Below are 11,959 nucleotides of genomic sequence, written 5' to 3' on the forward strand. Positions count from 1 at the left end.
CAGCGCCGAAGCTAAGCGATCTTCCGCTGTTTGTTAACGACGATCCTCACCACTGTGGTGGGTTCTTCCAGGAGCTCCTGCCCGCAAACCACGACGGACGTTTCCACGCCGCCGAGCCTGCGGATCACTTTTGCTGCTTGCTCAATCTCTTCGGCAGCACTGCGGCCCTTGATCGCAACCACTTCACCCTTGCCGCTGAGCAAGGGAATGGTCAAGCCAGCCAGCTTGGTGAGGGCGGAGACAGCCCTCGCCGTGACAACGTCCGCGTCAACCATCCCCACCGCGAGCTCTGCCCGGGTGCGCATGACGGTGACATTGCCCAGCCCGAGGTCGTCCACGACTTCCTGAAGCCAAATGACGCGTCGCTCCAGGGGTTCGATCAGTGTAAGTTCAAGGTCGGGACGTGCAATAGCCAAGCACAAGCCGGGAAGCCCCGCGCCGGAACCAACGTCTGCAACGTGGCTGCCGTGGGCAATCACCGACTCGATGACCGCGCAGTTGAGAACGTGCCGGCTCCACAGGCGGGGAACCTCGCGCGGGCCAATCAACCCGCGCTCGGTTCCTGACGTCGCCAAATGCTCTACATACCGCTGGGCGAGACCAAGCCGGTCACCGAAAATCTTTTCTGCCGCCTGCAGTTCGGCTGCCGTGATTTCAACCATGATCCGTTAGTCGGCCGAAACCACAATGTGGCGGCCGGCGCCTTCGCCCTCAGACTCGGATACAAAGCCGAGGTCCGCGACAGCGTCGTGCACAATCTTGCGTTCGTAGGCGCTCATAGGTGCAAGTGCAACGGAGGCACCGGTCTCCTTGACCTTTGCGACGGCGTCTTCCGCAATCTGCTGCAGATCGCCGGCACGTTCCTTGCGGTAACCATTGATGTCGAGCACCAGGCGCGAGCGGTTCTCGGTCGCCGAAAGCACGGACAGGCGAGCGAGTTCCTGAAGGGCTTCGAGCACTTCACCGTCGCGGCCTACCAGGCTCTCAAGCCCCTCAGAGTCGTCTTCAGCCGCGATGGAGATGTAGGTGCGGCCATTGCGGATCTCGATGTCGATGTCGCCGTCGATGTCGGCAATGTCGAGGAGTTCCTCAAGGTAGTCTGCGGCGACGTCGCCCTCTTCTTCGAGGCGGCTCGCGGAAGTGCCCTTACCGTCAACAGCGCCTTCTTCGGAAGTTTCTTCTGTGGCTTCTGCCAGTTCCTCGGCGGCAGCGGCCGTTGCCTCTTCGGTGCTTTCAACAGACATTACTTCTTCTTCCTGTTCTTACGTTGTGGCTGGATGCGCTGCTGGGCCTTGACCTCGACGGCGGCCACTTCGGCAGCGACGTCTGCGTCCTTCTTACCGCCCAGAAGGGGGTGGGACGGCAAGCCCTTGGCGGCGCGACGCTCGGCAAGCGCCTTCGCTGCGGGGGATCCCGGCGTCGGCATGCGGCGGATGACAAAGAACTGCTGGCCCATGGTCCACAAGTTGGTGGTGGTCCAGTAGATGAGCACACCAATGGGGAAGTTGATGCCACCCACACCGAAGACGAGCGGCAGGATGTAGAGCATCATCTTCTGCTGGCGCATGAACGGGCTGGCCATCGCCTCTTCGGACATGTTCTTGGCCATGATCTGCTTCTGCGTGATGAACTGCGACGCCGTCATGGCCAGGATCATCACGATCGACAGGACCCACACGATCGTCTGATCGGATCCGGGGAGACCACCGCCGTGGAGCAAGGAAGCCGAGAGCGGTGCGCCGAAGATGCTGGATTCGTCGAACTGCACCACCTGGTCGTGGCTCAGGGCGCCGATGCCGATACCGCTCTGGCGGGCCTGGGTGATACCGGAAAGCACCTGGAACAGCGCGAAGAAGAACGGCATCTGGATCAGCATGGGCAAACACGCCGAGAACGGGTTGGTGCCGTGCTTCTTGTACAGCGCCATCTGTTCCTGCGCCATCGCCTGGCGGGAGAGCTGGTCCGTCTTGCCCTTGTACTTCGCCTGCATCTTCTTCAGATCAGGCTGAAGCAGCTGCATGCCCCGCTGGGCCTTGATTTGCTTGACGAAGACAGGGATCAGGGCGGCACGGATCACCAGCACCAAGCCAATGATGGACAGCGTCCAGGTCCAGCCGTTCTCCGGCGGCAGGCCGATGAAACTCAGCCCGTCGTGGAACCCCAGCATGATCGCGGACACTAGCCACTTGAACGGGGCCAGAATTGTTCCAAAGATGTCCATACGTTTTCCCTATTTCCTCAGGCCGCTGTGCGGCGACCGTCTTCATCAGACCACACAGCCAGGAACTGGTCCGGGTTGTTCAGTACAACAATTGTGGGCGTCTGGCCTTCGGGCCAGTGACGATGTCCGGCGGGGACGTGGTCCACGCCGCCGGCGTTCCAGGGGTGGCAACGCGCAAGGCGCCGCACTGCGAGCCAACTTCCCTTGACGGCACCATGCACCGTCACCGCTTCGAGGGCATACGCCGAGCAGGATGGGAAGAACCGGCATACCTGGCCGTACAAGGGAGAGATGATCCTGCGATACGTCTTCAGCAAGATGATGAGGACATTGCGCGGCAGCTCCCACAGAAATGTTCCGAAGATCCTCGGAGCGACTCTAAAGAAGCGGACGACGGCGGAGCTCAGCTCATGCACGCGGTGTCCCTTCCGTTGTGGTGCCCTGGGTGGGCGAAACAACTCGCGGAGAGGATCCGCCGAGCCGTTTCATGGTTGCCGCCAAGGCGGCGTTGTAATCCGTCAGCAGCTGGTCCCAGCTCGCCGTTGCAGCCGCGGGCAGCGCCCGGACCACAACAGCAAGACCCGTGCCATGTCCTTTCAAAGACAAAGCACCTGCTTCTCTCAGTCTCCTCTTAACGAGGTTCCTGGTCACAGCGTTCCCGACAGCTTTGGAAACGATGAAGCCGATGCGGCTCGGTTCTCCGGCACCGATAGGTGCCGTATATAACACTAAGTTCCGGCGTCCATTGCGGACGCCGGAACGTACAGTTGTTGAAAAGTCGGTAGAAGTCCGCAGACGATTACGGGTGGCTAGCACCTATTGACTCGCTTGGAAGGCTGACCGACGAGTCAGTTATTTAGGCCGACAGTTCGACGCGGCCCTTGCCACGACGGGCGGCCAGGATGGCACGGCCGGCACGGGTGCGCATACGAAGGCGGAAGCCATGCTTCTTGGCCCGACGGCGGTTATTCGGCTGAAAAGTCCGCTTGCTCACGTTAGTTACTCCAGTGGATCAAAGGTGCGCCCACCCGATCAAAAGGGGAAGAACTGGCCGACGCTAAGTTTATTGAGTATCCGCCGCCGCCCAACGCCGGATTTACCGGAGGTGCGGGTGGTCAAAAAGCGGACACATAGGACTTCACAACGTTAGGGCAAAAAGACCCCCCAGGTCAAACCGGGAGCCGCAGTGCCCGCTATCCCCAGCTGTGGCTAACTACCCACACCAGCCTGTGGATGAAGTGGCTCACAGGCCCTGTTTTAGAACCACAACAGTGTAATTATCCACAAGCTTCTTCCCAGCTATCTTCTGGAGTTTTCATCCCCTAGAGTGTCTCAGTAGCCGATTATCCACGGACTGTGCATAACCCTGTGGATTCGGTTCGGAATCCACTCATGGTTTGGACCTTCGGCTGCCGCAATCCAGGCAAGCAAGCACTCGAGGGAACCAATTGATGACGGTAGACGAAGCCAACCACGCCAACACGGTCGGAAGTTCCTGGCGGCGGGTGCTGAGCCTGCTGGAACAAGACGATCGCGTCACACCCCGGCAGCGTGGTTTCGTCATCCTTGCGCAGGCGCAGGGCCTGATCGGCTCCACCCTCCTGGTGGCCGTACCCAACGAACTCACCCGCGAGGTCCTCCAGACGCAAGTCAAGGACGCCCTCGATGATGCCCTCCGCAGCGTCTTTTCCGACGACATCCGGTGCGCGATCGACGTCGACACGGATCTGGTGCCCATCCACGAAGAACCGGCCCCCGCCGTCGAACTCTCTTCCGCGAACGACCTTGCCGTGGAATCTAAGCCACAGCCCACCCCACCGAGTACTTCGCACGAATTCGGCCGGCTCAACCCGAAATACGTCTTTGACACCTTCGTGATCGGTTCTTCCAACCGGTTCGCCCATGCTGCCGCCGTCGCGGTCGCGGAAGCACCGGCCAAGGCCTACAACCCTCTGTTCATCTACGGAGACTCCGGGCTCGGCAAGACGCACTTGCTGCACGCGATCGGCCACTACGCCCGCCGGCTCTACAGCGGCATCCGGGTGCGCTACGTGAATTCCGAAGAGTTCACCAACGACTTCATCAACTCCATCCGCGACGACGAGGGCGCCAGCTTCAAGACCACGTACCGCAACGTCGACGTGCTCCTGATCGACGACATTCAGTTCCTGGCAGGCAAGGACCGCACGCTCGAGGAGTTCTTCCACACATTCAACGCCCTGCACAACAACAACAAGCAGGTGGTCATCACCTCGGACCTCCCGCCCAAGCAGCTCGCCGGGTTCGAGGACCGCATGAAGTCCCGCTTCGAATGGGGCCTACTGACCGATATCCAGCCGCCCGAACTCGAAACCCGTATTGCGATCCTCCGCAAGAAGGCCCAGAGCGAAGGATTGTCCGCCCCCGACGACGCCTTGGAATACATCGCTTCCAAGATCTCCAGCAACATCCGCGAACTCGAAGGCGCGCTGATCCGCGTCACTGCGTTCGCCAGCCTCAACCGCCAGCCCGTGGATGTGGCCCTCGCCGAGATGGTGCTGAAGGATCTGATCACCGACGACGGTGCCCAGGAGATCACGGCCGACCAGATCCTGAAGCAGACGGCCGAGTACTTCAAGCTCAGCATGGAAGAGCTTTGCAGCAAGTCCCGTACGCGCACTTTGGTGACCGCGCGGCAGATCGCTATGTACTTGTGCCGCGAGCTCACGGACATGTCCCTGCCGAAGATCGGCCAGGAGCTTGGCGGCCGCGACCACACCACAGTGATCCACGCCGACCGCAAGATTCGCGAACTGATGGCCGAGCGCCGTGTGATCTACAACCAGGTGACTGAGCTGACCAACCGCATCAAGCAGCAGCAACGCGATTCCTAAGCGGCCACTACATACCTTATTAACAGGCACATGTGGATAAGCCTGTGGATACTTAAGGGGACAAACACGGTTAATGGGCTTAAAACCCTTAAGCCGTCTGTGGATCGTTAAAAACGGGCCTGGGGGTTATCCACGTCCACACCCTGTTTAAAACCCCTGTCACCCACATATGGTGAACAGGGCTTAACCGCGGAACTGCGGGTCCAGAGGCGGTTATCCACAGTTTCCACAGGGGTTATTAACACTACTAATCCCAAAAAAATGAATTCCCTCAAATAACAATCTCCTTCCGCCCACCCAGCGACGCAGCCTGTGGCTGCTTCGAACCACAAGCCAGCAAGCCGGGGATGGGTTAATGCCCGAAGTTCCGGCTAAGCTGTCTGCATCGCGTCCATCCTTGGCGCTGCTTTGTAGTTCGCTCGCTGCGGACCATGCAGCTTTTGGGTTCCGGGCGCTGGTTTTCGGGACTCCTGGGGGAGTTTCCGGTGGAACACTGGCAGCAGCAATGAAAGGCGGCACCCTTCCGTGAAGTTCAGAGTCGAGCGGGATGTCCTGGCAGAAGCCGTCACATGGACAGCCCGGTCCTTGTCTCCGCGGCCGCCCGTCCCGGTACTCTCAGGGCTCCTGCTCAAGGCAGAAGCCGGAACAGTGAGTCTCTCGAGCTTCGACTACGAGACCTCCGCCCGTCTTGAAATTCCAGCGGACATCACCACCGAGGGAACCATCCTGGTTTCCGGGCGCCTTTTGGCAGATATCTGCCGCAGCCTGCCCTCGGCTCCTGTCGACATCGAAACCGATGGCAGCAAGGTCACTCTCACGTGCCGTCGAAGCAGCTTCCATCTCGCCACGATGCCGGAATCCGAATACCCGCCGCTTCCGGCGCTTCCCGCCATCAGCGGAACCTTGCCCGGCGACGCCTTCGCCCAGGCTGTTTCCCAGGTCATCATCGCCGCAAGCAGGGATGACACCCTGCCGATCCTCACCGGTGTCCGGATGGAGATCGAGGATGACATGATCACCCTCCTCGCCACCGACCGGTACCGCCTCGCCATGCGCGAAGTGCCCTGGAAGCCCGTCACTCCGGGAATTTCCACAAGTGCTTTGGTGAAATCCAAGACCCTCAACGAGGTGGCAAAGACCCTCGGTGGCAGCGGCGACATCCATCTTGCCCTCGCCGACGACGACAGCCGTCTGATTGGCTTCGAAAGCGGCGGACGCACCACCACTTCCTTGCTCGTCGACGGCGACTACCCCAAGATCCGGTCGTTGTTCCCGGACTCCACCCCGATCCACGCAACGGTCCAAACCCAGGAACTTGTTGAGGCCGTTCGCCGTGTGTCCCTGGTCGCCGAACGAAACACCCCGGTTCGCCTGGCGTTCACGCAGGGTCAACTGAGTCTCGACGCCGGTACCGGCGAAGACGCGCAGGCATCCGAGGAACTGGAAGCCCAGCTCAGCGGCGAAGACATCACAGTAGCCTTCAACCCGCACTACCTGGTGGAAGGCCTGAGCGTGATCGAGACCAAGTTCGTGCGTTTCTCATTCACCACGGCACCGAAGCCGGCCATGATCACCGCGCAGGTCGACGCCGACGGCGATGACAAGGGCGACTACCGCTACCTCGTGATGCCTGTCCGCCTCCCCAACTAGCTAGCAGTTGATGTCGTTTTGGGGGCCCAGAACGACAACAAATGCGAGTCAGTCGGGTCTCTACCAAACAACCAACGCAGAAAAGAGTTCACACCGTGCACATCGGACTGATCGGCCTTGGAAAAATGGGTTTCAACATGCGCGAACGCATGCGCAACGGCGGAATCGAGGTCACTGGCTTCGACCGCAATCAGGACATCGCCGACGTCGCGTCCGTTGATGAACTGATTGCTGCCCTTCCGACGCCGCGCCTTGTCTGGGTCATGGTTCCCTCCGGCGACATCACCAATGCGGTGATCAGTGAACTCGGCGAGAAGCTTTCTGCAGGTGACATGGTGATCGACGGCGGCAACTCACGCTTCACCGAAGACCAGAAGCACGCTGCTTTCCTGGACTCCAAGGACATCCGCTTCGCTGATTGCGGTGTTTCGGGAGGTGTCTGGGGCCTGCAGAACGGCTACGGGCTCATGGCCGGCGGCGCCGACGAGGACATCGAACTCGCCATGCCGGTATTCGACTCCCTCCGCCCTGAAGGCGATCGTGCCGACAGCTTCGTCCACGTGGGCGGCGTCGGAGCGGGCCACTACGCGAAGATGGTCCACAACGGCATCGAATACGGTCTCATGCAGGCCTACGCCGAAGGCTACGAATTGCTCGCGGCCAAGGACATCATCAAGGACCTTCCCGGCACCTTCCGTGCTTGGCAAAAGGGCACGGTTGTCCGCTCCTGGCTGTTGGACCTCATGGTCAAAGCCTTGGACGAGGACCCGGGCCTGGCCTCCATCGGGGACTACGTCGAGGACTCCGGCGAAGGCCGCTGGACCGTTGAAGAAGCCATTGCCAATGCGATCCCGGCGCCGGCAATCACCGCTGCGCTCTTCGCCCGCTTCTCCTCCCGCGAGGACAACTCACCAGCCATGAAGATGGTGTCAGCGCTGCGCAACCAGTTCGGCGGACACGCCACCCGTCCGGCCAACTAGGCCCCGGCCGACCAGCAGTACGCGTGTACCTCGAACATCTTTCGCTGACCGATTTCCGCAGCTACGCGCAGGTTGACCTCAAACTCGGCCCCGGTGTCACGGTCCTGGTGGGGTCCAACGGCATCGGCAAGACGAACCTCATGGAAGCCATCGGGTATCTGGCTACCTTGAGCTCGCACCGCGTCAGTACGGATGCGCCCCTCCTGCGCTTCGGCACGGACCGGGCTTTGATCAGGGCGAAGCTTGTCCGCGGTGAACAATCGACGGTGGTCGAGCTCGAAATCAATACCGGCCGTGCCAACCGTGGCCGGATCAACCGCGGAAATCCTGTCCGCGCCCGCGACATCCTGGGCATTTGCCAGACGGTGCTTTTCGCCCCTGAGGACCTCGCCTTGGTCAAGGGTGATCCGTCCAACCGCCGGCGGTTCCTCGACGAACTGCTGGTCAGCCTCATGCCGGTGCACGCAGCCACCCGCAGCGACTACGACCGCGTGCTCAAACAGCGCAACGCCTTGTTGAAATCGGCCCGCACTGGGAAATTCACCTCGGGCCACGAAGCAACGCTCGATGTCTGGGACCAGCATATGGCACGGGCCGGCGCGGAACTCCTGCATGCGCGGCTGGAACTCGTGGAACGCCTCCGTCCCCACCTCAAGAGTGCCTACGCGCAACTAACGGATGGATCCAAGGAAGCGGGAGCGGTCTACCGCTCCACCATCCAGGGCGTGTTGGACGACGACGGCGGGCCCGCCGAGGGACTCACTGAAGGTTCAGAGGGGGTTGAGGACCTCCGCTCGCTGTCCGTGGAGCAACTCACCGAGCGCTACGTCCAGGCCTTCGCAGCCTCGCGCCGCAAGGAGTTGGAACGCGGGATTTCCTTGGTCGGACCCCACCGCGACGAACTCGAACTGGTTCTCGGCCAGGCTCCGGCAAAGGGATATGCCTCCCATGGCGAAACATGGTCCATGTGCCTCTCCCTGCGACTTGCCTCGTACTATGTCATGCTCGATGACACCCGTACCGGCGGTTCGGCTCCCATCCTCATCCTCGACGATGTCTTCGCCGAACTGGACGTGCAGCGCAGGCGTAAACTGGCTGGAATAGTGGCCGGCGCCGAGCAGGTTTTGGTGACGGCCGCCGTCGACGCCGACATTCCCGAAGAACTGGCGGGACGACGCGTGAAGGTTGTGCCCGGAGGCATTGATGGAGAAGGATAGCCCCGGCGGACGCCAGCCGGGCAGGGACCCTGACGAGATCGACGCTGCCCAATCAGCTTTGAACCGGATGCGCGAAGCCGCCGCCGCGCGCGGCGAAATCCGCCGCGCTGCCCCGCGGACAGGCGCCGCGCCTAAACGCAAGGGCGTCCGCGACACCCGAGGATTCAGCCAATTCCACGGCACGGGCCGGGATCCGCTCGGCCTGGGGAAGGTCGTCGGGAGGCTCGTGGCCGAACGCGGCTGGACGTCACCAGTGGCCGTCGGCTCCGTGATGGCCGAGTGGGATGCCCTGGTAGGACCGGAGATTTCCGCGCACTGCACGCCGGAGAGCTTTACCGACACCACGCTTCATGTCCGTTGCGATTCCACCGCCTGGGCAACACAGCTCAGGCTCCTGAGCACCAGCCTCCTGGACATGTTCCGAAGGGAACTCGGAGACGGCGTAGTGACGTCGATTCAAGTGCTCGCGCCCACTGCACCGAGCTGGCGCAAGGGCGGCCGAAGCGTCAACGGGCGGGGCCCCCGGGATACCTACGGGTAACTTCCCGGGCGCCCGTGTCTGCGCAGTTGCTTGAACGGCGCACAGGGGCGAGAAACCTCCCCGGACCGTACAGCTCCCTAGAGGGTGCCGTTTTGACAGCTTGCAGATGGGGCCAGCGGCCTCCCAGAGCTACTTTCCTGATCATAAGGGCCGGGTTTTGCAAGGAACTGCGCCCAGTCACGATAGAATCGGCATAGACAACTGGGCGCCGGTGAACGTTGATTGGCTCCGCTGAACAGCAATGTAAAAGCGGATCCGCTAATCACGAAGTAGCCGGCGTTAGCAGTGACGTCCCTGTTGGCGGCTGCCGTATCCCTGTGGTGTGTCCTGACGGACGTGCTTCCTTGGTGCGGTGACGGCCGGCGACCATCGAACACGGAGGAGTCGAAAGCGCCTGTGGCTAACGACAATGCAGAGACCTTGGCAGTAGATCCCGCGAAGGAGAACGCCCATAAGCCTGACACCCCCTCGGGGTCGAAGGAGTACGGTGCGAGTGACATTACCGTTCTTGAAGGTCTCGAAGCGGTGCGCAAGCGCCCGGGTATGTACATCGGATCCACAGGCCCGCGCGGCCTCCACCACTTGGTGTACGAAGTGGTTGACAACTCGGTGGACGAGGCCCTTGCCGGGTACTGCAGCCACATTGAAGTGACTCTCCAGGCCGACGGCGGCGTCAAGGTCGTGGACGATGGCCGTGGCATCCCGGTGGACATGCACCCCACCGAGAAGAAGCCGACAGTCGAAGTTGTCATGACCATCCTGCACGCCGGCGGCAAGTTCGGCGGCAGCGGCTATGCGGTCTCCGGTGGACTTCACGGAGTGGGTATTTCCGTTGTCAACGCGCTTTCGCGCAGGGTCGACACCGAGGTGCGTCGCCAGGGCCACGTTTGGCGGATGACCTTCGCCGACGGCGGCAAGCCACAGGGCGGACTCGTCCAGGGCGAACAAACGGACCAGACCGGAACGTCCCAGACGTTCTACCCGGACGGCACCATCTTCGAAAGCACCGATTTCGATTTCGAAACCCTCCGCGCGCGATTCCAGCAGATGGCCTTCCTCAACAAGGGCCTGCGCATCACCCTCACGGACGAGCGTCCCGTCGCGGGAGCAGCCGACGATGACTTGGATCTTGACGCGGTTGCCACCGACGGCGAAGTGGCGGCAGAACACCGCACGGTGGTTTACCAGTACGACGACGGTCTGCTCGACTACGTGAAGCACCTGAACTCGAACAAGAAGGTGGACGTCGTCCACGAGGACGTCATCGCCTTCGAAACCGAAGACACCGAGCGGCACATCGCCGTCGAGGTCGCGATGCAGTGGACCACGGCCTATTCCGAGAGCGTGCACACTTACGCCAACACCATCAACACGCACGAGGGCGGCACGCACGAAGAAGGTTTCCGCGCCGCGATGACGTCGCTCATCAACCGCTACGCGCGCGAGAAGACGATCATCAAGGAAAAGGAAGACAATCTCACTGGTGACGACATCCGGGAGGGCCTCACGGCCGTCATCTCCGTGAAGTTGTCCGAACCCCAGTTCGAGGGCCAGACCAAGACCAAACTGGGCAACTCCGAGGTCAAGGGCTTCGTCCAACGGGTCGTTACCGACCAGCTTGGCGACTGGTTGGAACGAAACCCGGGCCCGGCCCGCGACGTCATCCGCAAGGCTGTCCAGGCGGCCCAAGCCCGTATGGCCGCCCGAAAGGCACGTGACAACGCACGTCGCAAGAGCCCCCTGGAATCCTTCGGCATGCCGGGCAAGCTGTCCGACTGCTCCTCGAAGGATCCCGCGCGCTGCGAGGTCTACCTCGTGGAGGGTGACTCCGCCGGTGGTTCGGCCAAGCGTGGCCGTAACCCCGAGACCCAGGCCATCCTGCCATTGCGCGGCAAGATCCTGAACGTGGAGCGCGCACGGCTGGACAAGGCCCTCGGCAACAATGAAGTCCAGTCCATGATCACGGCCTTCGGCACGGGCATTGGCGAGGACTTCGACATCTCCAAGCTGCGATACCACAAGATCGTCCTCATGGCCGATGCCGACGTGGACGGCCAGCACATCACCACGCTGCTGATGACGCTGCTGTTCCGCTACATGCGTCCGCTGATCGAGAACGGCTTTGTCTACCTGGCCCAGCCGCCGCTGTACCGCATCAAGTGGTCGAACGCCCCTCACGACTACGTGTACAGCGACCGTGAACGTGACGCCAAGCTGGTCTCCGGCCAAGCCGCCGGCCGTCGCATCCCGAAGGACAACGGCATCCAGCGCTACAAGGGCCTCGGCGAAATGGACTACACCGAGCTCTGGGACACCACCATGGACCCGGACCACCGCACGCTGCTGCAAGTCACCATGGATGATGCCCTGGCGGCGGACCAGACCTTCTCCGTACTGATGGGTGAGGACGTGGAATCGCGCCGGAACTTCATTCAGCAGAACGCCAAGGACGTCAGGTTCCTGGATATCTAGAGACT

Annotated in this window: 12 protein-coding genes; 6 read left to right on the forward strand and 6 right to left on the reverse strand. The window is 61.6% G+C overall.

Translation table 11 applies throughout. The annotated features are described in order from the left end of the window. Positions 1 to 11: 11 nt before the first annotated feature. The 6 genes from rsmG to rpmH are packed head-to-tail and all read right to left on the reverse strand — an operon-like array spanning position 12 to position 3,215. Entirely contained in the window at positions 12 to 662 is a 651-nt protein-coding gene (gene rsmG / locus AB4074_RS05065; RefSeq protein ID WP_345448256.1) for a 16S rRNA (guanine(527)-N(7))-methyltransferase RsmG, read from the reverse strand. Between the two features lie 6 nt (positions 663 to 668). Next, positions 669 to 1,244 (reverse strand): Jag family protein, encoded by a 576-nt coding sequence (locus AB4074_RS05070; protein ID WP_441412388.1) that lies wholly within the window; start codon positions 1,242 to 1,244, stop codon positions 669 to 671. Next, on the reverse strand, positions 1,244 to 2,221 hold the full coding sequence (gene yidC, locus AB4074_RS05075) for a membrane protein insertase YidC (protein ID WP_345448258.1): 978 nt from the start codon (positions 2,219 to 2,221) through the stop codon (positions 1,244 to 1,246). The genes AB4074_RS05070 and yidC overlap by 1 nt, the downstream gene beginning before the upstream one ends. A 17-nt stretch (positions 2,222 to 2,238) precedes the next feature. Beyond that, a complete protein-coding gene (yidD, locus tag AB4074_RS05080; protein ID WP_441412389.1) occupies positions 2,239 to 2,637 on the reverse strand; it encodes a membrane protein insertion efficiency factor YidD in 399 nt (132 codons plus the stop codon). Further along, entirely contained in the window at positions 2,630 to 3,037 is a 408-nt protein-coding gene (gene rnpA / locus AB4074_RS05085; RefSeq protein ID WP_441412390.1) for a ribonuclease P protein component, read from the reverse strand. Before rnpA ends, yidD begins: the two co-directional genes overlap by 8 nt. A 40-nt stretch (positions 3,038 to 3,077) precedes the next feature. Then, complete coding sequence (gene rpmH, locus AB4074_RS05090; protein WP_011776797.1) at positions 3,078 to 3,215, reverse strand: 50S ribosomal protein L34; 138 nt, start codon at positions 3,213 to 3,215, stop codon at positions 3,078 to 3,080. Between the two features lie 457 nt (positions 3,216 to 3,672). On the opposite strand from rpmH, the gene dnaA reads away from it, so the two are divergent. The 6 genes from dnaA to gyrB all read left to right on the forward strand — a co-directional run bounded on the left by dnaA (position 3,673) and on the right by gyrB (position 11,954). Beyond that, entirely contained in the window at positions 3,673 to 5,094 is a 1,422-nt protein-coding gene (gene dnaA, locus AB4074_RS05095) for a chromosomal replication initiator protein DnaA (RefSeq protein WP_345448260.1), read from the forward strand. Positions 5,095 to 5,619: 525 nt separating this feature from the next. Further along, entirely contained in the window at positions 5,620 to 6,744 is a 1,125-nt protein-coding gene (gene dnaN / locus AB4074_RS05100) for a DNA polymerase III subunit beta (RefSeq protein WP_059388865.1), read from the forward strand. Between the two features lie 41 nt (positions 6,745 to 6,785). Next, on the forward strand, positions 6,786 to 7,724 hold the full coding sequence (gnd, locus tag AB4074_RS05105) for a phosphogluconate dehydrogenase (NAD(+)-dependent, decarboxylating) (RefSeq protein WP_441412391.1): 939 nt from the start codon (positions 6,786 to 6,788) through the stop codon (positions 7,722 to 7,724). A 23-nt stretch (positions 7,725 to 7,747) separates the two neighbouring features. Beyond that, the gene (recF, locus tag AB4074_RS05110) at positions 7,748 to 8,941 is read left to right on the forward strand and encodes a DNA replication/repair protein RecF (RefSeq protein ID WP_441412392.1); all 1,194 of its coding nucleotides are present in this window, start codon (positions 7,748 to 7,750) and stop codon (positions 8,939 to 8,941) included. After that, positions 8,928 to 9,482, forward strand: coding sequence for a DUF721 domain-containing protein (locus AB4074_RS05115; RefSeq protein ID WP_234752970.1), 555 nt, complete (start codon positions 8,928 to 8,930; stop codon positions 9,480 to 9,482). Before recF ends, AB4074_RS05115 begins: the two co-directional genes overlap by 14 nt. Before the next feature lie 396 nt (positions 9,483 to 9,878). Beyond that, entirely contained in the window at positions 9,879 to 11,954 is a 2,076-nt protein-coding gene (gene gyrB, locus AB4074_RS05120) for a DNA topoisomerase (ATP-hydrolyzing) subunit B (protein WP_441412393.1), read from the forward strand. Positions 11,955 to 11,959 lie beyond the last annotated feature (5 nt).

This window comes from Arthrobacter sp. 2MCAF14, assembly GCF_052115645.1.
In the GTDB taxonomy this organism is placed as follows: Bacteria; Actinomycetota; Actinomycetes; order Actinomycetales; family Micrococcaceae; genus Arthrobacter.